Annotated in this window: 23 protein-coding genes, 1 tRNA gene and 1 other annotated feature; of the genes, 19 read left to right on the top strand and 5 right to left on the bottom strand. The window is 56.6% G+C overall.

Annotated features, from left to right (window positions below):
- Nucleotides 1-68 precede the first annotated feature (68 nt).
- The 4 genes from ACPV0M_RS05900 to ACPV0M_RS05885 all read left to right on the top strand — a co-directional run bounded on the left by ACPV0M_RS05900 (nucleotide 69) and on the right by ACPV0M_RS05885 (nucleotide 4,599).
- The gene (locus ACPV0M_RS05900; RefSeq protein WP_425622021.1) at nucleotides 69-1,199 is read left to right on the top strand and encodes a D-alanyl-D-alanine carboxypeptidase family protein; all 1,131 of its coding nucleotides are present in this window, start codon (nucleotides 69-71) and stop codon (nucleotides 1,197-1,199) included.
- Between the two features lie 191 nt (nucleotides 1,200-1,390).
- Complete coding sequence (locus tag ACPV0M_RS05895; RefSeq protein ID WP_425621603.1) at nucleotides 1,391-2,827, top strand: ISLre2 family transposase; 1,437 nt, start codon at nucleotides 1,391-1,393, stop codon at nucleotides 2,825-2,827.
- Between the two features lie 106 nt (nucleotides 2,828-2,933).
- Nucleotides 2,934-3,008: transfer RNA gene (locus ACPV0M_RS05890), tRNA-Val, on the top strand.
- A 235-nt stretch (nucleotides 3,009-3,243) separates the two neighbouring features.
- Nucleotides 3,244-4,599, top strand: coding sequence for an SEC-C domain-containing protein (locus ACPV0M_RS05885; RefSeq protein WP_425622020.1), 1,356 nt, complete (start codon nucleotides 3,244-3,246; stop codon nucleotides 4,597-4,599).
- Between the two features lie 288 nt (nucleotides 4,600-4,887).
- Here ACPV0M_RS05885 and ACPV0M_RS05880 read toward each other — a convergent pair whose 3' ends face one another.
- Complete coding sequence (locus ACPV0M_RS05880; RefSeq protein ID WP_425622019.1) at nucleotides 4,888-5,907, bottom strand: hypothetical protein; 1,020 nt, start codon at nucleotides 5,905-5,907, stop codon at nucleotides 4,888-4,890.
- Nucleotides 5,908-6,096: 189 nt separating this feature from the next.
- Here ACPV0M_RS05880 and rmuC point away from each other — a divergent pair, with 189 nt between their 5' ends.
- Together rmuC and ACPV0M_RS05870 are read left to right on the top strand one after the other, a co-directional pair.
- Nucleotides 6,097-7,602 (top strand): DNA recombination protein RmuC, encoded by a 1,506-nt coding sequence (gene rmuC / locus ACPV0M_RS05875; RefSeq protein ID WP_425622140.1) that lies wholly within the window; start codon nucleotides 6,097-6,099, stop codon nucleotides 7,600-7,602.
- Between the two features lie 128 nt (nucleotides 7,603-7,730).
- Nucleotides 7,731-7,979: a hypothetical protein gene (locus ACPV0M_RS05870; protein ID WP_425622018.1), complete on the top strand. Its 249-nt coding sequence runs from the start codon at nucleotides 7,731-7,733 to the stop codon at nucleotides 7,977-7,979.
- Nucleotides 7,980-7,992: 13 nt separating this feature from the next.
- On the opposite strand, the gene ACPV0M_RS05865 is transcribed toward ACPV0M_RS05870, so the two are convergent.
- From ACPV0M_RS05865 to ACPV0M_RS05855, 3 genes are all read right to left on the bottom strand, one after another.
- A complete protein-coding gene (locus tag ACPV0M_RS05865) occupies nucleotides 7,993-8,340 on the bottom strand; it encodes a DNA alkylation repair protein (protein WP_425622017.1) in 348 nt (115 codons plus the stop codon).
- Nucleotides 8,341-8,734: 394 nt separating this feature from the next.
- Entirely contained in the window at nucleotides 8,735-9,019 is a 285-nt protein-coding gene (locus ACPV0M_RS05860; RefSeq protein WP_425622016.1) for a hypothetical protein, read from the bottom strand.
- 127 nt (nucleotides 9,020-9,146) lie between these two features.
- On the bottom strand, nucleotides 9,147-9,410 hold the full coding sequence (locus ACPV0M_RS05855) for a DNA alkylation repair protein (RefSeq protein ID WP_425622015.1): 264 nt from the start codon (nucleotides 9,408-9,410) through the stop codon (nucleotides 9,147-9,149).
- Between the two features lie 283 nt (nucleotides 9,411-9,693).
- Here ACPV0M_RS05855 and ACPV0M_RS05850 point away from each other — a divergent pair, with 283 nt between their 5' ends.
- From ACPV0M_RS05850 to ACPV0M_RS05840, 3 genes are all read left to right on the top strand, one after another.
- Nucleotides 9,694-10,401 (top strand): hypothetical protein, encoded by a 708-nt coding sequence (locus ACPV0M_RS05850; protein WP_425622014.1) that lies wholly within the window; start codon nucleotides 9,694-9,696, stop codon nucleotides 10,399-10,401.
- A 101-nt stretch (nucleotides 10,402-10,502) separates the two neighbouring features.
- Nucleotides 10,503-10,757, top strand: a complete 255-nt coding sequence (locus ACPV0M_RS05845; RefSeq protein ID WP_425622013.1) for a 2-oxoacid:acceptor oxidoreductase family protein — start codon at nucleotides 10,503-10,505, stop codon at nucleotides 10,755-10,757.
- 309 nt (nucleotides 10,758-11,066) lie between these two features.
- The gene (locus tag ACPV0M_RS05840) at nucleotides 11,067-11,561 is read left to right on the top strand and encodes a flavin reductase family protein (protein WP_425622012.1); all 495 of its coding nucleotides are present in this window, start codon (nucleotides 11,067-11,069) and stop codon (nucleotides 11,559-11,561) included.
- A gap of 109 nt (nucleotides 11,562-11,670) precedes the next feature.
- Here the strand turns inward: ACPV0M_RS05840 and lexA are convergent, their stop codons facing one another.
- A complete protein-coding gene (gene lexA, locus ACPV0M_RS05835) occupies nucleotides 11,671-12,270 on the bottom strand; it encodes a transcriptional repressor LexA (protein ID WP_425622011.1) in 600 nt (199 codons plus the stop codon).
- Between the two features lie 210 nt (nucleotides 12,271-12,480).
- On the opposite strand from lexA, the gene ACPV0M_RS05830 reads away from it, so the two are divergent.
- The 10 genes from ACPV0M_RS05830 to ACPV0M_RS05785 all read left to right on the top strand — a co-directional run bounded on the left by ACPV0M_RS05830 (nucleotide 12,481) and on the right by ACPV0M_RS05785 (nucleotide 21,159).
- On the top strand, nucleotides 12,481-12,864 hold the full coding sequence (locus ACPV0M_RS05830) for a hypothetical protein (RefSeq protein ID WP_425622010.1): 384 nt from the start codon (nucleotides 12,481-12,483) through the stop codon (nucleotides 12,862-12,864).
- 182 nt (nucleotides 12,865-13,046) lie between these two features.
- Nucleotides 13,047-13,877: a sporulation protein YtxC gene (gene ytxC / locus ACPV0M_RS05825; RefSeq protein WP_425622009.1), complete on the top strand. Its 831-nt coding sequence runs from the start codon at nucleotides 13,047-13,049 to the stop codon at nucleotides 13,875-13,877.
- Nucleotides 13,878-14,010: 133 nt separating this feature from the next.
- Nucleotides 14,011-14,622, top strand: a complete 612-nt coding sequence (locus ACPV0M_RS05820) for a DUF445 domain-containing protein (RefSeq protein ID WP_425622008.1) — start codon at nucleotides 14,011-14,013, stop codon at nucleotides 14,620-14,622.
- 29 nt (nucleotides 14,623-14,651) lie between these two features.
- Nucleotides 14,652-14,872: a binding site (T-box leader), on the top strand.
- 40 nt (nucleotides 14,873-14,912) lie between these two features.
- Nucleotides 14,913-16,823, top strand: coding sequence for a threonine--tRNA ligase (gene thrS, locus ACPV0M_RS05815; RefSeq protein ID WP_425622007.1), 1,911 nt, complete (start codon nucleotides 14,913-14,915; stop codon nucleotides 16,821-16,823).
- Between the two features lie 291 nt (nucleotides 16,824-17,114).
- Entirely contained in the window at nucleotides 17,115-17,654 is a 540-nt protein-coding gene (infC, locus tag ACPV0M_RS05810) for a translation initiation factor IF-3 (protein ID WP_425622139.1), read from the top strand.
- A 52-nt stretch (nucleotides 17,655-17,706) separates the two neighbouring features.
- Complete coding sequence (gene rpmI / locus ACPV0M_RS05805; protein ID WP_425622006.1) at nucleotides 17,707-17,901, top strand: 50S ribosomal protein L35; 195 nt, start codon at nucleotides 17,707-17,709, stop codon at nucleotides 17,899-17,901.
- 38 nt (nucleotides 17,902-17,939) lie between these two features.
- Nucleotides 17,940-18,302: a 50S ribosomal protein L20 gene (rplT, locus tag ACPV0M_RS05800; protein WP_425622005.1), complete on the top strand. Its 363-nt coding sequence runs from the start codon at nucleotides 17,940-17,942 to the stop codon at nucleotides 18,300-18,302.
- Between the two features lie 211 nt (nucleotides 18,303-18,513).
- On the top strand, nucleotides 18,514-19,158 hold the full coding sequence (locus tag ACPV0M_RS05795) for a potassium channel family protein (RefSeq protein WP_425622004.1): 645 nt from the start codon (nucleotides 18,514-18,516) through the stop codon (nucleotides 19,156-19,158).
- A 1-nt stretch (nucleotide 19,159) separates the two neighbouring features.
- Nucleotides 19,160-19,963, top strand: coding sequence for a TrmH family RNA methyltransferase (locus ACPV0M_RS05790; RefSeq protein ID WP_425622003.1), 804 nt, complete (start codon nucleotides 19,160-19,162; stop codon nucleotides 19,961-19,963).
- Nucleotides 19,964-20,952: 989 nt separating this feature from the next.
- The gene (locus ACPV0M_RS05785; protein ID WP_425622002.1) at nucleotides 20,953-21,159 is read left to right on the top strand and encodes a hypothetical protein; all 207 of its coding nucleotides are present in this window, start codon (nucleotides 20,953-20,955) and stop codon (nucleotides 21,157-21,159) included.
- The last annotated feature ends 6 nt before the right edge of the window (nucleotides 21,160-21,165 follow it).

The raw sequence follows: 21,165 nt of genomic DNA, 5'->3' as shown, positions 1-21,165 counted from the left end.
ATGGCATTTGTTGGCTAAATGAAAAGCCTTTTTAAGCGGGACAATAGACGAGGGGGGGTGCCGAAAGAATGGGTAGGTTCTTAAAGATTTGCCTTTTTGTCCTACTAGCGGTTGCAATTTTCTTCGGGCCGGACAAATCCTTCGCCGCCCAGGGCCCCTACCTTACCGCCCGGGCCGCTATACTCATTGACGTGGAATCGGGTCAGGTCTTGTTCGGCAAGCAGGAGACCAAGCGTATCCATCCGGCCAGCCTGACCAAGGTCCTCACCGCCATTGTCGCCCTTGAAGAGGGCGACGTGAACGACGTGGTAAAGGTCAGCGACCGCGCCGCCTCTCACGCCCGCGGTTCGATTATCAACTTGCGTAAGGGTGATGTGTTAACGCTGGACAACCTCCTCAAGGCGGCGATGGTGGTGTCGGCCAACGACGCCACCATTGCCATAGCCGACCACGTGGCGGGGGACTACGACCGCTTTATCGAGTGGATGAACTTGAAAGCACAACTGTTAGGAGCATGCAGTTCCCGGTTTGTCAATACGCACGGACTTACTCACCCCAACCACTACTCGACGGCCTACGACCTGGCCCAGATCACGCGTTACGCCTTGCGCAATCCCGATTTCGCCCGCTTGGCCAGCACCAGGGAGACTACGATCATGTGGGAAAACAGCGACCGTCAGGAACATGTGCACAACACCAACAGGCTCCTGCGCGGAGGATGGTATGACGGCTGTGACGGCATAAAGACGGGGACGACTTCGGCCGCCGGTCGCTGCCTTATCGCTTCCGCCACCCGCAACGGACGGCAGCTCCTCGCCGTGGTGCTGCACAGCGACAACCGCTACGCCGACGCCGCCAGACTGCTCGACTACGGGTTCAGCATGCCCTCGGTCACTGTCTGCCGCAGGGACGAGGAGGTGGGTACCGTTCCGGTGCTCCGGGGCAAAGCGGCCGAAGTACCCCTGGTATCGGGCGGCGATCTGGAGTTGCTGGTGCCGGAGAACCAGGAAAAGGCGGTCAAAAAAGTCCTAGACGTGCCGCACCAACTTGAGGCTCCCGTCCGCGCGGGGCAGCGCGTCGGCAAACTCGGTCTCTCCTACAACGGGCAGTACCTGGGCAGCGTGCCCCTGTTCGCCGGCGTCGAAGTGCCGCGGAAACCCTGGTACCAGTTGATGTTCGAGCAGATCGGTGCACGGTAACAACCCGCGCGGGCAGTATACATTTTGGTAGGGACCAGGGGGATGGAAGAGAATGAGATCTCTGGCGGCCGAAAAACAGACTCCCGGTAGTGTAAGACTTTAGTAGGTAACCAGAGGGGTTACGAAGAAAAGAGACCTCTGGCGGCTGCCCCGGAGGGCAGCCGACTCCCGGGCAAGGAGTGAGAGGTCTCGTGATCAAAGTTCGCCTTATCGTGCAGGTAGTCCTTCTGTTGGCGAAGGGGATCTTCGAGATTTTACGGTCGGTTGCCAACGTAAGAGAGCTGGAAGAGAGAATGCAGCGTTTAGTGCAAGAGGCGGCTCTCAGGCTTTTTCGTGCGGCATTGGAAGAGATCGACGGGGCATTCGCCGCCCAGAGGGACACCAAGAAGTACAAGAGCGTCGGGTTCCGTGAGCGGACCCTGATCACCAGCTTCGGCGAGTTAAGATTGAAGAGGCGCTTGTATCTGGATACGGAGACAGGCGACTACCGTTTCCTCCTGGACGAGGCCTTGGGGTTAACCGAGGGGCAACGGATGAGTCCGCGGATAACCGAACTGACTGTAGAACTGGCGACAGAGATGCCCTTTCGCCGGGCTGAGAAAATCCTCAGCTATTTAGTGCCGGGGATCAGCGCCATGACCATCTGGTCGCGGGTGCAAGAAAGCGGCCGACGTGCGGCTGAGCACAGCGCCTTGCGACGGGCCGCGATATTCGAACAAGGCGCGGTGCCGGCGGGGAGCAAAGAGATCCGCACCCTGTTCATCGAAGCCGACGGCGTCTGGGTAAGACAGCAACGGACCCGGGAACGCGGCGGAGAGATCAAGCTGGTGGTGGGATACGAAGGGAAAGAAGGGTGTCCCCGGTCCTTAAAAGGGCGACAGACGGTAGCCGGGCTGGTCGACGGTGAAGCTATTTGGGAAGAGGCAAGCGCCGTATTCGGCGAGCGGTGGGCCTTAGAGAAAGTAGCGCAAGTACGGATTGGAGGCGATGGAGCACCCTGGATCGCGAACGGGGGGAAGGCCTGTTTCCCCGGGGCCAGCTACCACCTGGATCCCTTTCATCTCCGGCGGCGCTTGACCGAGGCCCTGGCCTTCAGCGAAGAGATTTATGGCGAAGTCAGCACTTGCATTGCTAGGTTGAATCAAGAGGCCACCGTGGCGGTCTTGGATCGGGCCTTAAAGAAGGCTCGGGGGCGCGCGGCGCGGAAGCGTATCCGAGAGCTGAAGCAATACCTCATCGACAACTGGGAGGGGATCAGCACTTTACCGGAAGAGGAAAGGCTGGGCACCATCGAGGGGCAGGTACGGCACACCCTGGCCCGGCGGATGAAACGGATTGGAGCGCGCTGGACTCCGCGCGGGGCAGACCATATGGCTCGTTTACTGGCCGCCCGTGCCAATGGTGAACTTAGGGTTTATGCGGCGTCTGACGGCGTCGTGAATGCGCCGCTGTTGGAGCAGGTGATCCGCGTTGGGGGTATTGAGCAGCCGCAAAGGCTAAGACGGGAGGACCTGGAGAACTGGCTCAGAGCAGAAATGCCGGCGCTCAAAGGCCCTTGTGCCGGCGAACCGTGGGTCAAACACGTCTTGCGGCAATTGGCTTCTCTGCCGGCCTTACTGTCGGCGTAAGCTAAAATAATCCACGGGAGTCTACCTACTAACTCTTGACACGGCCCAGACTCCCGCGGTATGTTGACAAACGATTGTTTTTCCGGCATAATAAAAAATATCCCGAGGGCGGGTAGTTCAGTGGGAGAACGTCTGCTTGACGCGCAGAAGGTCCCTGGTTCGATCCCAGGTCCGCCCACCATCTAAAGAATTCAAACACCCCAGAGCTTTTGACGGCGTTGGGGTTTTTATTTTATACGATAAGTTTTGTATTCGATAAAACAAGTATCTGGTTAACTAGCGAAAAACGCGAAGGATGCCAGGGTTTTTTATTTTTATGAAGAAAATCGATAGCGGGAACCTTGCTGCCAGAATTAACACAAGACGATTGGTTAATGTTTGGCAGGAAAAAGAAAAAGGGAGCAGGGAGAAAGAAAATGTTTAGATTCTTTGAGGTTGAACGCAACGACCAGTGCCCTTGCGAGAGCGGCAAAAAATACAAGCGTTGCTGCATGGAGAAGGTAGACGAATACCTGTGCCGGTGGCGGGGACGCTGGGAATGGGTCGAACCGGGATTGAACGAGGCCCTTGCCCTGGCGTGTGGGCTATCGCTACGTCGGGATGAGTGTTTACCGGCACCTGAGAGTATCGAGCGGGCCCTTTCGGCCCTGGGTGCAATGTGGGCAAAGGGGGACGAGGACGAGGTCGTTGCAGGGGTAGTGCAACGTTTGGAAACGCTCGCCCGGCTGTTGCAGACCGATCCCGTGCTGGAGGGAGAGTTGTTCCCGCTTCACAAGCTGCGCAAGGTCCTGGACGAAATCAACGAGATAGGCGAGGATGTTGATCTATCCGAGATGGAGAGCCATTTTGAACGCATAGCGGAGACGTATTTGCCGAGGCTGGTAAACCGCGATGTCGCCGAGGAAATGGCGTGGGCTTTCTTTGAACTTCTCCGGGACTGGAGGTGGACTGATTCCGAACTACAATCCGTTGTTCTCGGGTTGCATTTTTGCATGGATGAGGAATTCACCTACAATCCTTTATGGGAAACGGTTTTAAGGGTTTCGATAGGCGCAGCGGCCGAGTCATTAATCGAGATGGAAAAGCTTGAGGAAGAAGGAGAAATCAACGACAGGGAACGTTTGGAAGATTATCTGGCCAGGCATCCGATCATGGAACGGGAATGGTCGCGGATATTTCGGGAAAAAACGGGGCCCGCGATGGAAGCGATCTTGAACAAGTTAATACCGCTGGACACCCCGCCCTACGCCGTTATGGGTTCCTTACTGGGTATTGCCGACTATGTCAGGAGCTTGCCGGAGCCCGGAGATGAACCGAAGCTGTATGGGTCCATGTTCCAAGCGGTGATGAGCCGTGGAGAATACTTGGACGATTTGATGGGGATAGTCCTGGAGCGGGGATTGGACCTGGACTTCGACATCTTCGTGGACTACGTGACGGCGAGACTGGAGAAATGGCTTGATGAAAAAGGACGGGATGCGGAAGAAGAACTTAAACGCTCGCTGCATTGGGTCCTTGATAATCTAGGGGATGGGATTATTTCCGCCCAGCGCGAAATGCTCAATTTCTTGTACCTGAAAGCGGTTATCAACATGACTGATGAACTGCCGGTACGGTTGCCGCAGGCGGGGTTGGTGCCAGGGGTGGATCTTGACTGGACGAACCGAGAGTCCCTTACGGCCTATATCACGTATTTGCAGGGCGTCGGGAATATCGAGGCCGCCGCGCACGTTAAGGCAGTTTACAACGAGTTTGCCGGGTCCGGTGCTTAGTGTCAGGTTCTTAAAAAGGACGAGTCGGTTGCTGACATCTTTACAATTATTTTAATACGCATAAGAATCCCATCACCCCAAGGCCATGTGGCGCTTGGGGTTTATTGTTGTATACAGGGCTACCATGGTCTCGGGAACATCCTCCTCCATTATTGATGTTTCTTGTCAAGATACCAATTCTCGTGAAGGAGTGATGTTCCCTCTAATTCTGTCAGATTTTTTACCCCGAATTGCTGCTGCAAAGCACGCCATTACTGGATTCTTGGGTCTTACTTGCCGGATCTAAGTTTAAAACTTTACTCCCAGGAGTATGGCCACATTCCGGATATTGTTTAGAATGGTTGCCTCCGTGGACCCGGCGAACAGTAACCCCACCGCTTTATTATCTTCGGTAAGAACGAGGGAGCCGCTGTCGCCGGGCAGACTCATCGGACTGCAGACGATCTGGTCTTCGAACAGGGCGGACTGATTTGCCGACGCTTTAACGGTTATAGTGGCGTCAAGGTAGAGTATCTGGCCGGTTGTCAGACCGGTGGTACGGCCGCTTTTCCTGACTTTCATATGCAGCCGCGGTTCGGCGATACCCTCGACGGGCCCGATGTCCGGGATGGCGGGACTGATCAGGTCGGGGCTGTGAGGACGGGCGAGGGCGGCGTCGACCAGGTTGGCGTGAAATTCCATATGCTTGTAAACCTTCACGAAGTATCGCGGCCTGTATGCCCTGATGAGCAGGTTGAGGGCCTTCTCGAAACCCCTGGCGATCGGGCAGGGGGCTTCCTGAGCGTTGTAACGCACGGGGATAAACCTTTCCAGCACCCCGATGGCGTCGTTTTCCACCGTGCCGCCGTCGTGGTCTCCCGGCTGCAAAACGGGGTCGCCCGGCCGGGCCAGTCCGTCATTTCCGTTGGAGCTGTTTGCCAGGACGTGGTTATTGGAAAGGATCAGCGGTTCACCGGTTCTCTTATCGTAGACCACGGCACCGAAGGTCCCTGCCGAGACCTTGTAATGCCCGATGCTGAGGCCGGGATAAGCGGGTCTGTGCCGTTTCACCCGTTCATCCAGGAAACGCACCTCTCCGATGCAGACGACGTCCGTCGGAAGACCGTCAATCCGCTTGGGAATACGGTGTGCCCGGGGGAGTGCCTCCTCGGGAAGCTTTTTGCTGACAAAGACGGCCAAAGCCATGCGGCCCGCATCCTCGCCGTGGGCCCGCTTGGAGCCGATGCCGACGCCGACCACGTTGGGCAGCTGCATCAGCTGCCAGCGGTGTTTGCTCAGTGACTTGCGATAGTGCAGCAAGACAATCACCTGTTGCCCTTCCTGTTTTTGCTAACAGGGTATGTGGCAGGTCCTTGCTTGGTGATGGCCGGGGTTGAAAGCTTTCCTGGATGGATGTGCCGGCGGCGGATAATGAAGGAAGGCAAGCCCGAACGGCGAATCGTGGTACAAAGGACAGAGCGGGGGGGTGTGTGATTTTTGACAGGCAGCCTCGATGCGATGGCCTTTTTGGTTTTCGGGATAGCGGCAGGGGTGGTTGTCGCCTGGCTCATGCTTCGGGTTAAAATGCAGTACGCCTGTGCGAGGGCCAGGGCCGAGGCGGATACCGAACGGGCGGCCCTGGCCGAGAGATTGTACGGCAAAGAACAGCAGGTGCAGGATTTGAAGAGCGCTCTTGAGGAAGCCGTCACCGAAGCAAAACGTCTCGGGGCAGAACTCAAGCAGGAATCTGAAAGGCGCGCGGCCGCCGAAGCAAGAACCGGCAGGGTCCCGGAACTCGAAGAGATGGTACGTATAAGGGATGGAAGGATTGCGAAGCTGCAAGACGAGAACGCCGAACTCCTGGTAAGGTTATCCGAACTGGAAACGGCACTAAGGGAAGAACGCAAGGCCGCAGACGAAAAGCTCGCCCTACTTAATGAAGCGCAGCAAAAACTGTCCGACGCTTTCAAGGCTTTATCAGCCGATGCGCTTCGGAGCAACAACCGGACCTTTTTAGAACTGGCCACTGCCACCTTGAGAGAGTTCCAGGAGGGGGCCAGGAGCGACCTTGAAACGCGCCGGAAAGCCATCGACGAGCTTGTCAAGCCCCTTAAGGATTCCTTGGAGAGGGTCAACACGCAAATCCTGGAGATCGAAAAGGAGCGTGCCGCGGCTTACGGGAGCGTTTCCGAGCAGCTCAAGTCGCTTGCAGCCACCCAGGTCCAGCTCCAGGCCGAGACGGCCAGGCTGGTGACCGTCCTGAGGACCCCCGCCGCCCGCGGCCGGTGGGGAGAAATCCAGTTGAGGCGGGTGGTGGAGATTGCGGGCATGGTGGAGTATTGCGATTTTTACCAGCAGGAATCTGTAAGCACCGCGGACGGACGCCTGCGGCCCGACATGATCATCAGGCTCCCCAACAACAAGAACGTGGTCGTCGACTCCAAGGCGCCCCTGCAGGCCTATCTCGAGGCGCTGGAAGCCCCGGACGAAACTGTCAGGCTCGCCAGGCTCAAGGACCATGCCCGCCACATTCGCGCGCACCTGGCGCAGCTCGGCACAAAGGCCTACTGGGAGCAGTTCAGGCCCGCTCCCGAGTTCGCCGTCCTGTTCTTGCCCGGCGAGACCTTTTTCAGCGCGGCCCTCGAGCACGACCCGGGCCTGATCGAATATGGCGTCGAGCAACGGGTTATCCTGGCCACGCCGACGACGCTGATAGCCCTTTTAAAGGCGGTGGCCTACGGCTGGCGGCAAGAGCGGATCGCCGAAAACGCCCAGGCCATTAGCGAACTGGGGAAGACGTTGTACGAACGCATCCGAGTCCTGGCCGGCCACTTTGCCGACCTGCGGAAAGGACTGGACCGGACCGTGGATGCCTACAACAAGGCGGTGGGTTCCCTGGAGGGGCGGGTCTTGGTTGCGGCCCGGAGGTTTAAGGAACTCGGCGCTTCCACGGGAAGCGACATCGAGATCCTGGAACCTTTGGACAAAACCACCCGCTCCCTCCATGCCCCGGAGACGGAATGAAAAAACCAAATAAAAATAGAGTATTCAGCTTAACAATAGTGACAACATAGTGCCAGCCGCCCGGCTTATGATTTTGGCGAACCCGAACTGAACAGGCTTTTAAGATTTAAGTTGGGAGTGTAACAGAAGTGGCGCAAAAGGATTCGGGGAGCTTTTGGGACGAGGAACGTGAGCCGCACGTCATCAGCAAAAACGACCGGGGCGACGAGATCCACGTGCGGCGGGTGCGGCGCGGGAGGTCGTGGTACTGTGATGTCCGCAACTTTTACAGGGACAAGGAGACCGGGGAAATGCGGCCCGCCAAAGGCATCGCGATTCCCGACGACCTGGCGGATGAGGTGGCGGAGGCGATTATCGCGACAGGGAAGAAACGATAGCCAAACCCGTTTATTATAAGGGCCGGCCTTTCGGTGGGTCTGTTAAAGACCTGGGGTTTTTCAACAGTTCCTCCCGGCTCCGCAGCCTTTGTTGCACTTCCGGGCCGGTCAGCTCGCGGAGGGCATCGGCGGCGATCCACCTGGCGGCCCTGGAAGCCATGCCCTGGATTTCCCGGGCGGTGTCAATAGCTTTCCGGTTCAGGTACAAAGACCTTTTGCCAATCTGCCTCAAGGCCCAGTTTACCGCTTTTTTCACGAAGTTGCGGTGATCGGCGGCCTCTTTTTTTATCAACGGGAAAAACGCTTCGAATCTTTTGTCATCTGCTTGCTTATCACTGACCGCCAGGCGCGCCATCAGCACAAAGCCCGCCCTCTTAACGAACTCTTCCTCTCTCGAACTCCACTCCACGGATTTTGATAGGCGAATGTGGTTTTCTCAAAGAGGTTCATGCAGCACTGGTCGCATATTTCCCAGTAGACCCTCATTCTGCAAAATGCAGCACCACAGAAAATGAAAAATGGTTACAGTAGGTCTGGGTTATCCCCGACGCTCCATGCTCCGCTTCGACCGTTCTATAAGGCCGTTGAAAAGCTTCGCCCGGCTTTGAGAAGTGTGAGGCGAGAGGTCAGAGGTGAGTATCAATGAAGGAATTCACCAAGCGAATTCCAACCCTGTGTTCCCACTTCTGACTTCCCACGACCCACATCTCAAAGGCCTTCCGCGCCATGCTCGCTTTTGAACGGCCTTTTGGAGCCTAAGCTCGGTTCGGAGTGCGGCGGGCCTCCTGCGGATTGTTCGCGGGCGCAATTTTCAGCAGGTTACCCAAGTACGCGTCGAGGCCTTGGCCGTAGCGAACGTTGGGAGTATAAATCAAGAATGCGCAGTGAGCCGAGGGAAAGCGTCGGCCGCTGTTTGACCCGGCACTCAACCAAATCTCTTCGAAGATCTTAGCTAGTTCGCGCAGGGCAAGGCCGGGGGCAAGCGTACGGCCGGCGCTTTGACAGCGGAAGCGCCCGCGAACGTCCTCGTCGGCGGCCACGCTGACCTCACCTTCGCTAAGAACGGTGCCCGAAGCTTTGAGCAAAGTCGCTTTCGGGGATAAACCCAGACCCGATAGCAAGGACCGTTTTTTCAGGGTAGTTGAAATCTTTGACCCAGTTTTCCATCTACTCTTCGGTGACCAGCTTCGGATCATCGATCATGCTCGCCAGGATTCTGGTTTCGCGAATATCCGCCGCCCAGAGCCGCCGGGCAAGGTCGTGGTCCCGCCCGGTTTCTTTGGCTATCCTTCTAAGGTTGGGAATCGACACGCCGAAGGTTATGACGGGGGTAATCCCGTATTTGGCCATGCCCTCTACCGCCGCGGGATCGGCCAAGACCTGCAGCTTTTCGAGGATATCTTCGTATGTTGTTCTTCCTGCCTCAGCCATCCTTTACCTCCGCCTGCGTAAGCAAAAGGTGAATTAGACAACGGGGCGTCGTTTCCTTCTATGGTATAACGGATTGCGGGTGGTTTATAGCATCTTGCCGGGAGAACGCTGCAAAAATACCGATGCCAAGACGGGCGCAGTTTCGCAACGGGTTTCTCAGGTGAAACTAGAAGGAAAGTATCCTTGGTGACCGAATGTACAAGGGTGACCGAATGTACAAGGAAGCAAAGCTTAAAAGAGTGTTTTTCAACGTCCTTTAACGCCCTTTAAGGAGAGTGCTCTTGTGTTGATCAAACCCGAATACGCCGCCCTAGCGGCGATAATCAACCGTCTGCCGATGATCAGGCCCGGTCCTCGGGTCTTCAACCAGTACCATGAAGAAGCGTCGGGCAGCGCTTACCGCCGGGGAAACCTGGCCCTGTACCTTACCAAAATGTTTGAGTTTAAGCCCCGGGTGTTAATCGTCGGTGAGGCCCCGGGCTTCACCGGGACCCGCCAGTCGGGGATTCCTTTCACCAGCGAGGCCATTATGCTGCGCGGCCTTAAGAACTGGGACCTGTTCGGTACGGCCTACCGTTACCGCCAAACCAGCGGCGTTCCCGGAGGATGGCAGGACCGCGCGGCCTCAACGGTCTGGAGCATCCTGGAGGAAAGCCTCCACTTGCCCCTGCTCTGGTATTGCTTTCCCTGCCACCCCCACCGTGAAGGGCAGGAAGAGAGCTACCGCAGCCCCTCCGAGTGGGAGATGGAGGTAGGGGTAGGATTCGTCATGGAGCTTGAGCAGGTTTTTGAGTTCGACCGTATTGTTCCCGTCGGGGAAAGGGTTGCCACAACGCTTTGTAAGCACGAGGTCAAAGCCGTCGATCCCGTTGACAACCCTTTGCGGGTGGGAAAGGAAAGGTTCGGACGGCAGTTGATGCCCCATTTGGAACGCTACGCCGAGAACAAAGAGGATCTCCTTAATCGTGACAACCGGCTTAAAATGTATTAAACTAGTTTAAATTCGCTCTGCAGATGAGATTGAAGAGGGTCCGCTCAGATAAGAAAGGTTTTGGATTAACTGCTTACCTGAAGCAAAGGGTGCCGGAGGCGGTGCTGATCGATGCCGACGGATTGGCCCGCCAGGCCGGGAACGTCCGGGCCGCCAACTCTGTTCTTCTCGGGATCGCGGCCGCACTGCCCGGGCTCTTGCCTTTCCCCGCAGAGGTGCTGGCGGAAGCGCTTTTGGATATCGTAAAACCAAAGTTGAGAGAGGTTAACAGCCGTGCCTTTTTACTGAGGCGGCAAGCATTAGACGAGAAGAGGAGGAACGAGAAGAGAAATGGCAACGAAGAAAGCAGTATTTGATCATAGGGATTTGCAGAAGGGAAATGATAAAGAGCCCCTCCCGGGGACCTTTTCTTTTGCAGCCGGTTTGCCTGTCTAAGTTCGTCCCGGGAATGATAGGGAGAGGACCAGGACGAGACTCGCCGCCGAGAAGAGGATAAGCAAGAGGCCGACCCATAAGAGGCATTTGTTCATAGATAGATATTGACACCTCTGGCAAAAGAAGTTAGCATCAGATAAAACGCGCGGGAGGGATCAACGATAGACAAGGTCGTTCGAGAACCGTTTCCGGCCCTATTTCCAGTTCCTGCCGTTATGGTTACCTCTGTTATGGAAGGCGAGAAACCCAACATCATCACCATCGCCTGGACCGGCATCCTCAACTCCGAACCGCCGATGGTTTACGTCAGTGTCCGCCCGTCACGGTATTCTCACCGGCTGATCAAGGAGTCTGGGGAGTTTGTCGTCAACATTCCTTCCAGCGACCAGGTGAAAGTCGTTGACTGGTGCGGTACCGTTTCCGGCAAAGACATTGACAAATTTAAGGAAACAGGGCTGTCTGCCGTTCCCGCTCGGAAGGTCAAGGCACCGTTGATTAAGGAGTGCCCTGTTAACATCGAGTGCAAGGTCCAGCAGGTCGTCAGCCTCGGTTCTCACGATGTCTTCATCGCGGAGGTTGTGACTGTTCACTACAGCAAGGATATCCTGACGGAATCGGGGCGCCTGGATTTCTCCCTGGCAAAACCCTATGCCTATTGTAATCCCGAGTACCGTCTTGTTGGGGTAAACATCGGGAGTTACGGGTTTACACAAAAGAAGTCATAAGTTGTTAACAGTCAGTAGTCAGTAGTCAGTAGTTAAGTGTTGGTCCTAAGAGTCAAAATATCCCAATGCCCGGTGCCCAAAGCTCAATAATCAATGCGACGCTAATCCGTCAGGATAGCGTCTTGATGATGTGGGTGACGATGCCTACGATCTCGACGTCCGCGGCCTGGTAGCGCAATGGTTTAAAGCCGGGGTTGGCGGGTTCCAGGATGACTTCGGGGCCACTGCGGTAAAAGCGCTTGCAGGTTACCTCCCCGTTAATCCGGGCGATTACGACCTGCCCGTTTTCCGCCGCCGGCTGGCAGCGCACCAGCACCAGGTCGCCATCCTCAATGCCGACATCCACCATGCTTGTACCCCTGGCTTTAAGAAGAAACGAGGGTTCTTTGACCCACTGCCGGGGAAGAGGAATCTCGTCCTCAAAGATTTCCTCGGATAAAACAGGGCTTCCCGCAGGCACGCGTCCCAGGAGAGGAACCTTTGCCACCTGTGGCGTTTCACCGGGCAGTCCGGTTTCTTCCATAAGCGCTGCCGGCGGGACGTTTAAGACCTCGGCGATTAACTTCAGGGTCTTAATGCTGGGCGGGGTTCGCCCACGTTCTATGTCGCTGATAAACTGGGGCGACAGGCCGGTCCGGGCCGCCAGCCGTCGCTGGCTGATGCCGGACCTTTCTCTTGCCTGCCGTATGTTGGCACCGACTTGAGGCATTAGCAAACACCTCCTTTGTATATCCTCTTCTGCCTTATAATACGTCCTGTGACGCTTACGTGCCAAGTATGGGCGGACGGGTAACCGTTTTTGACAGGCACCCCCAATAACTTTGCCAAGGTTTGGAGATTATGATATGGTAGAAGAACAGAATCTTGTTCGCGCAAACAAAAGGAAACCGAGGAAGAACTGATGGGGGTGCGATCGCCAATGGGAAACGAGGCCAGGTCGGCCTGGAGTGACAGGCTGGCCGCAGAAACGGCACCGGTTAAAGAACTGAAAGCATTGTACAACTACACCTGCCAGCTCTGCAACCACCAGTGGACGCTGGGTTCGGGAGAACCGCTCGTGACGGGCTATTATTTGAAACCGCTCTCCCTGGGTGGACCTGACGCCCAGGAAAACCTGCTGGTGCTTTGCCCGAACCATTACGTCATGTTTGAAGTAGGCGCCCTGGGCCTTGATCTCAACAGGAACAGGGTCATTCACGTAGATCCCCGCGACCGGCAGAACGGCCGGGCCATGGTTGTTAAACATAAGATTTCCCCTGAGTTTGCCGAGTACCACAACGATAACGTGTTTAAGGGTTTTTGAGATAGACCGGTTTTAGACATGAAACTTAGAGATGTTTGAGGGATTAGTAGGGCCAATCCCTTCGGTTTCCGACACACACCCAAAAGAAGGCCTTCGCGAAAAGCGAAGGCCTTCTTTTGGTTATATTGCATGGGGAGGGCGTCTACCATGTAGTATCCGGGTGTGAAAGGAGTCCTGGAAATATGGATTTGTTGGTCGCCACTGAACCTGAGCGGGCAAAGCTTCTTGGCGACTACCTCCGGCGCGAGTTCAGGATCCTGCGCGGCAAAGGCTTACGCGTCAGCTATCGGGAGAAACCGGCCGGGTGCTTTCGCTGCCGCCTTTATGAAAAGCGTTTCTTCGGGCGGCGGGATCATTCCGGGTTCCGGGCCGCGATAGCGACGGCGGTTGCCGCGTTGCTCGTAGCCGAGTGGGAGTCCCTCATAGGCGAAGAGTTGCGCAGGAAAGCGGAATGGCTGGACAAGGACGACTGGGACCTTGTCCGGGACCATCTTAACGCCGACCGCAGGCTGCTGGAACAGTTTCAGAGGCGTGTTGAAAGCAGAATATCGCGGTATCTGCAAAACTCGTCGATACTTAACGTTGAAGGCTTTGTCCGCTTCAGGCTCCGGGACCTTATCGGCCTGGTAGGGTCGACGGCCAGCCGGGTTCTCGACGAGCAGCTCTTCCAGCAGGAGAACCAGGATTTTATCCGGATGTTGAAAAATTTTGTAGCCGAAAAAGGCGAATGCTCAACCGTGCACATCATCCTGACCCCTCCCAAGACCTTCCGTATTTACGACGAGCGCATGTGCCTGGTCGCGACCAATGCCGAGGAACTGGGCATCAACGACGACGAGGTGAACCACGAGGACCTTCTCATCTCGAGTGTGGTGGCTCTCGGTCCCAAAAAGGTCATCCTCCACGGGCAGTTCTGCCTGGCGGCGACCCGGGCGACTCTCCAGGATGTCTTTAGCGAAGCCCTCGTCCGGTGTTCAGGCTGCAACCTATGTTCGATCTGGAATAACGCCTGACCGGTTACACCCCTTGCCCGCGCTTGCTTGAATCTGTTATAGTTAAGGCGCTTATTGATGGGACTGTTGAAAAGCTTATTTTTAAGCAGCCCCAGGTTTTCGACAGACCCTTGATGCGCGGGGTGGAAGGGGCTTGTTCTGGCTCAGCCTGATCTCGATTCCCTTTATCGGGGCTTTAATCGGTTGGTTCACAAACCTGCTGGCGGTGAAGATGATCTTCCGGCCATACAAACCAGTCCGATTTGGCCCGATAGTCGTTCAGGGCCTCCTGCCCAAAAGGCGCTACGATTTGGCGCGCACTATAGGTGAGGTTGTCGAAACCGATCTGTTTTCGGTGGACGACCTGCTGGTCTACGTGGAGACAAGCAGGCTGGCCGGCAAGCTGACCGAGTCCGTCCGCACCGCCGTCCATGACGCCGTGGTCGCCAAATCCCCGGCTCTTCTCCCGCTTTCCCTGAAGCGTTTTTTCGCGGAGTTCATCGCCGAGATCGTGGCCGACCGTGTGCCCGAGTTTATCGAGAAGCTGATCGACGAACTCTCGCACGGCGCGCAACACGAAATCAAGATTAGCAGGCTAATTGAGGAAAGACTTAACTCCTTCCCGCTCGAAGAACTGGAGAAGGTGGTTGTTAAGGTGGCCTCCAGGGAGTTACGCCACATAACTGTACTGGGCGGCGTGCTCGGTTTCCTGATCGGCCTTGTTCAGATGGGCGTTGTTTATCTGTTCGTGTTGACAAAGTCCTAATAGTCGAATATAATTTGGCTTCAAGCAAAGCATAGGCGTTGATGGGGAAGAGTAAACCAGTCATCCTTTCAGAGAGAAGGCTGCCGACGGCTGCAAGCGCCTTCAGGCCCTGACCGGTTGAAAACCGCCCCCGGAGCCGTCCGCTGTAAAGGTGGACCGGGTTGGCACCGTTACCTGCCGCCGAAGCCGGGGGGTTAATCATACCCCCAAGCAGGGTGGAACCGCGGGAAACCAACCTCTCGTCCCTGGATGGGCGAGGGGTTTTATTTTATGCGCAGAGGAGCGAAACAATGATTAACGTTACGTTGAAGGACGGCAAGATCCTGCAGTTTCCGCAAGGCGTCACGCCTCTTGAAGTGGCCGGCAGGATCGGGCCGAGGCTGGTCAAAGAAGCTGTAGCGGCCAAAGTCAACGGGCGGGTGGTAGACCTCAACCGCCCCCTGCACGAGGATGCCGCCATCGAGTTCTTGACCTTTGACGACGAAGAAGGGCGCCAAGTATACCGTCACAGCACGGCGCACATTATGGCCCAGGCTGTCAAGCGCCTGTTTCCCGACGCCAGGATTGCGATCGGCCCGGCCATCGCCGGCGGCTACTACTACGACTTTGACGTGGACGAACCGTTTACCCCCGAGGATTTGGCCAGGATCGAGGCCGAGATGGAGAAGATCGTCAAAGAAAACGCTCCCTTTGAGCGCAGCGTCGTGTCGCGGCAAGAGGCGCTGGAGTATTTCAGAAACCGGAACGAGCCTTACAAAGTGGAATTGATCGAGGATTTGCCCGAGGATGCCGAGATCAGCATGTACCGCCAGGGGGATTTCACCGACCTGTGCGCCGGTCCCCACGTGCCGAGCACCGGTTATATCAAGGCCTTCAAACTTCTCAATCCCGCGGGGGCGTACTGGCGCGGGAACGAACAAAACAAAATGCTGCAGCGGATTTACGGCACCTCCTTCCCCAAGGCCTCGGCATTAAAGGAACACCTCGACCGGCTGGAGGAAGCCAAGCGCCGCGACCACCGGCGGCTGGGGGTGGAACTCGACCTTTACAGCATCCTTGACGAGGGCCCGGGTTTTCCGTTTTTCCATCCCAAAGGGATGATCCTGCGCAACGAACTGGAGGCGTTCTGGCGGGAGGTCCACAAAAAGGCCGGCTACCAGGAAATCAAGACCCCGATAATCCTCCGCCGCGAGTTGTGGGAGCGCTCGGGACACTGGGACCACTATAAGGAAAACATGTACTTCACGAAGATTGACGAAAGCGATTACGCCGTCAAGCCCATGAACTGTCCCGGAGGTATCCTGCTGTACAAGAGCAAGGTCCACAGCTACCGGGAACTGCCGATCCGCTTGGCCGAACTGGGGCTTGTTCACCGTCACGAAAAATCCGGGGTTCTGCATGGCTTGATGCGCGTCCGCTGCTTCACCCAGGACGACGCACACATCTTCTGCCGCCCGGACCAGGTCCAGGAGGAGATCATCCGCATCATCGACCTGGTGGAATACATTTACCGCGAAGTGTTCGGCTTCGATTACCATATCGAGCTCTCGACCAAACCCGAAAAGGCGATGGGATCGGACGAACTCTGGGACCTGGCGACCAACTCGCTGCGCGGGGCGCTGGAGGCCAAGGGCCTGGCTTATAAAGTGAACGAGGGCGACGGGGCCTTCTACGGTCCGAAGATCGACTTCCACTTGCGGGACTGCCTGGGCCGGACCTGGCAGTGCGGGACCATCCAGTGCGACTTCCAGATGCCGGAAAAGTTCGACCTTGCTTACGTTGGCGAGGACGGGGGGCGCTACCGGCCGGTGATGCTTCACCGGGTAGTGTTTGGCAGTCTTGAGCGTTTCATCGCCATCCTGACGGAGCATTTCGCCGGGGCTTTCCCCTTGTGGCTTGCGCCCGTCCAGGTGCGCGTCATCCCCATCACCGACCGTCATGTCGATTATGCGCGGAAGGTCACCGAGCGGCTGGACCGCCTAGACCTGCGGGTGGAGCTTGACGGCAGGAACGAAAAGGTAGGTTACAAAATCCGTGAGGCCCAGGTGCAGAAGGTTCCGTACATGCTTATCATCGGTGACAAGGAAGTGGAAAGCGGGACGGTGGCCGTCCGTCACCGTTCCGGCGGCGACCTCGGCAGTATGGCGCTCGACGGCCTGATTGCCCGTCTGCAGGATGAGATCAGGACGAAAGCCCGCTAAGGACCGTTTCACGGCCCGTTGTTGGTGTCAGTTGTTGGACTTAGGACTTAAGACGTAGGAAGTTTGGCGATGGGGGTTAGGATGGGTAAGTCAATAACAGTTGACGGGCGTTCGATGGCATGCTATAATCAATGCGGTAAATTGTAAATGATTTACAAGAAGAAGCGCCATCCGCTTCTCACCTTGCGACGCGAGTCCGCAAGGTTGCGGCAGACAAATCCTTGGAGGGGTTTATGTATGCTTACCGGCGGGTGGTTTGCCCGCCTTTAATTTTTTAGGAGGTGTATAAGTATTTCAAGGGAGCAACGCATCAATACGGAAATCCGGGCGCGTGAAGTGCGGGTCATCGGCGCCGACGGTTCGCAGCTCGGAATCCTGCCTCTTAAGGACGCCTTGCGTCTGGCTGAGGAGAAAGGTCTTGACCTTGTAGAGGTGGCCCCGCAGGCCAAGCCGGTTGTCTGTCGGATTATGGATTTTGGCCGTTTCAAATATGAGCAGAGCAAGCGTGAAAAAGAGGCCAAAAAGAAACAGCACGTTGTTAATTTGAAGGAAGTCAAGCTTAGGCCGAACATTGAGGCCCACGATTTTGAGGTCAAGACCCGAAACACGATGCGGTTCCTTAAAGAAGGGGACAAGGTGAAGGTCACGATGATGTTCCGTGGCCGCCAGATTGTCCATACGCAGATAGGTCATGAGCTGCTGAACAGGCTGGCCAATGCCGTTCAGCATATGGCAGTTATCGAACGGCAGCCGAAGCTCGAAGGCCGGTCGATGATCATGATTCTGGCCCCCAAACCCGATCATCATCAGCAGCAGCCGCCGCAGGAATAACCCGGCAGCCTTCGCCGAATTTGCAGCGATTTGAAGAAAGGAGCGGACTACATTGCCCAAGATCAAGACCCATCGTGGTGCTGCCAAACGGATTAAGAAGACAGGCACCGGCAAGCTGGCTGGCCGTCACGGCTTTAAGAGCCACATCCTGGAGAAGAAGACCGCTAAGAGAAAGCGCCGGCTTCGTCAAGGGATCATTCTTACGGCCGGAGACGCCGCTCGCGTTCGTCCCCTCTTGCCATATTGAATTAATTCACACAAGTTTCCGAAGGGAGGCCCGGTGTTATGCCGCGTGTCAAGAATAATGTCGCTGCCAGAAGGCGTCACAAGAAGGTTCTCAAGCTCGCCAAGGGCTACTGGGGTGCGAAGAGCAAGCTTTACCGCGTAGCGAACCAGCAGGTTATGAGATCCCTGCTTTACGCCTACCGCGACCGCAGAGCCAGAAAACGCGATTTCCGTCGCCTTTGGATCACCCGCATCAACGCCGCCGCCCGCCAGAACGGTCTTTCTTATAACCGTTTCATCGAGGGCCTCAGGCGGTCGGGAGTGGAGATCAACCGCAAAATGCTGGCCGATTTGGCGGTAAACGACCAGCCGGCTTTTACCCGCCTGGTCGAAATGGCCAAAACCCAATTGGCGGCCAAGTAGACTTTTGTGTGTTATAAAGAAGAGTAGCGTAATATGCTACTCTTTTCTTTTTTAACCAGTATTGGTGTGACCGTCAGGTGTTGGGTTTTAGGTATTAGGTGTTAGGTTTGCGGTGAGGATATGGAATGCTGGAAATTTCGGTATTCAGATCTAATACCGAATACTCAATACTGAATACCCAATGCCAACAACCCGTAAGGGGTGTTTTTGTATGAAGCAATTTGCGGTAATCGGTCTCGGCCGTTTCGGTACCGGCCTGGCCGTCACGCTGGCCAGGATGGGCTACGAGGTCCTGGCTGTTGACCGTGACGAGGACAGGGTTAAAGCGGTTATGGACGAGGTGACGCACGCGGTTCAGGCCGACGCTCTTGATGCCGAGGCCCTCAAGGCCCTGGGTCTGAAGAGTTTTGACGTGGTTGTCGTGGCGATCGGGACGGACATTGAGGCCAGCATCCTGACCACGGTTATGCTCAAAGAGATGAAGGTCAGGAGGATCGTGGCCAAGGCCAACACCGAACTGCACGGCAAGGTTCTGGCCCGTGTGGGCGCGGATAAGGTCATCTTTCCAGAACGCGACATGGGCGTACGCGTGGCCCATGCCATGGTTTCCGGCAATATCCTCGACCACATCGAACTGTCGCCCGATTACAGCGTCGTGGAACTGGTTGCGCCCGAGGGCCTGATTGGCAAAACCCTTGGCGAGGCCGAAATTCGGGGACGGCACGGCATCAGCCTCATCGCCATCCGCCGCGGGGCGGACGTCATCGTTGCCCCGGGTGCCGATCAGGTTATCGAGGAAGGCGACATCCTGGTTGCCATCGGCAAGACCAAACGTTTCGACAAGTGGGGCCGCTAGCGTGAAGATTACGTCGCGTCACAACGAGCGCATCAAAGCCATGATCAGGCTGCACTCCAGGAAGTACAGGGACCTGGAAAGGCGGTTCATCGTCGAGGGCGTCCGGATGACCGGCGAGGCTTTGTCATCCGGCTGGCTGGTCGAATGTGTCGTTTACGCTGCGGGCAAGGGAGGGGTTGAGGCTGTCAGGGCGCTGCTGGAGCGCGCGTCCGCCGCGGGAGTCGAAACCCTCGAAGCGGAGGACAGGGTGTTCAGCGCCGTATCGCAAACGGAAACCCCCCAGGGAATATTGGCCGTCGTGCGCAAAAAACCTGCCCCGCCAGGCATTCCAAAGGGGGCGACGCTGGTTGTCGTGCTTGACGGTATCCAGGACCCAGGCAACCTGGGTACGGTCCTGCGTTCGGCGGCGGCAGCCGGCGCTGATGCCGTGATTTCGACCCTCGGGTCCGCCGACCTATACAATGCCAAGTGCCTCCGTTCCGCCGCGGGCGCCGTGTTTCACACCCCCGCCATTGAGGGATTAAGGCCCGAGGAGTGCGTGTCCTTACTGAAAGACGCGGGCCTCAGGGTCCTGGTTGCCGATCCGCGGGGTGGCGTCGCTCTCTACGACTGCGACATGACCGTGCCGCTCGCGCTTGTGGTGGGAAACGAGGGGGCGGGCGTCGGACCGGTCCTGCGGGACGCGGCCGACAGCCTGGTGCACATTCCGATGCCGGGAAGAGTTGAATCGCTCAACGCGGCTGTGGCGGCATCCCTTGTAATCTTTGAGGCTGTACGGCAGCGGGCCAAAACTTCCTTGTGTTAGCTTTACCCTTATGCTATAATCACCTCAAAAGGTCTCCAAGAATTCTGAAAGGTTGTGAGTGGATGCGACTGAGCGCCGAGTTTTTTTGGAGGCTTTTTGAGGCGACCGGTTCTGTCGGGGCGTATATGCTTTATAGAAGGCTGGTTCTCCACTAGGTTTTAATGCTGATACTTCGCAGGGTCGTCCTTATAAAGGACGATTCTTTATTTTGACTGGTTCTTAAAGCCGCCCGGCGGGATAAACGCCGGGCGGCTTTGTTTGCCGGGCATGTCTGCCGGGCCGATGGGTTGAGAGAAACCCTGTCACCTAACCAGCGGGAAGACAACCCGTAGGCAAGGGCGTCACCGGAAACGGTGGGGTCTATTGGTGCGCCGAAGGGGGAACTTGGAACATAGCGCAAGCGAACCGAAGTTAGCTTTTCAGGCGGGTAACCCTGCAAAGCGTGGGAAAGCCCGAAGGCTGGATAGCCTGAGAAGTTAAGACGGATGCGTTCAAGTTCAGGCCAGCAGACTTAACCCGGGAAGCCCCGTATCATCCTCTTCATAACTAGAGGTAGTCTTGCACAAGTGGGGACACAAGGAATAAACGAAGTGGTGCGGGGTGCAGATGAACCCGTAGTAGTGATTAACCCTCAGCCTGTGAAGGCTGGTAACAGACCGGAGGACAAAACTGAGGGGACACGGCACCTGGTTGCCGTGGGGCATTGAGTGCCAAAAGCCTTAATGCTTGCGAAGGGGGGAAGGTAAACCGAAGGATGCAACCGGAAGTGCCAAGTAGTGGGAAAGAGAAGATAACTGCGGCTGAAAAGCCAAAGGGAACACTTAAGCCGGGGGTGACGAGCCTGCTGGCTTTAGCGTCCGCTCAGGTGGAGTACGGTGTCAGACCCGGTAAGATTGCTCAAAAGAGCTAGAAACGCCGAGAAAGACACCGGAAGAAACCGCCGCCCCGCCGCACGGGGACCAAGGAGGCATCGCAAGAGAGGGATCGTAGTGAAGGAAAAGAAATGGTACAGCCTCATCGACAAGGTTTACCGGCCCGACAACCTGATGCGGGCCTGGCGTGCCGTTAAAGCCAACAACGGAGCTCCCGGAGTAGACGGGGAGACCGTGGAAGCCTTCGGCCAAAACCTTGACGAGAGGCTGCACCAGCTACCAGCTAATCCTGCGAGGAGTCAACCGCAAGGTCAGCGATGGTAGCGTCCT

This window comes from Desulfosceptrum tomskiensis (assembly GCF_049818055.1).
GTDB lineage: Bacteria > Bacillota > Desulfotomaculia > Desulfotomaculales > JASEER01 > JBFLVT01.
Note: the sequence above shows the minus strand (reverse complement) of the source record. Positions and strands in the feature narration are given on the sequence as shown.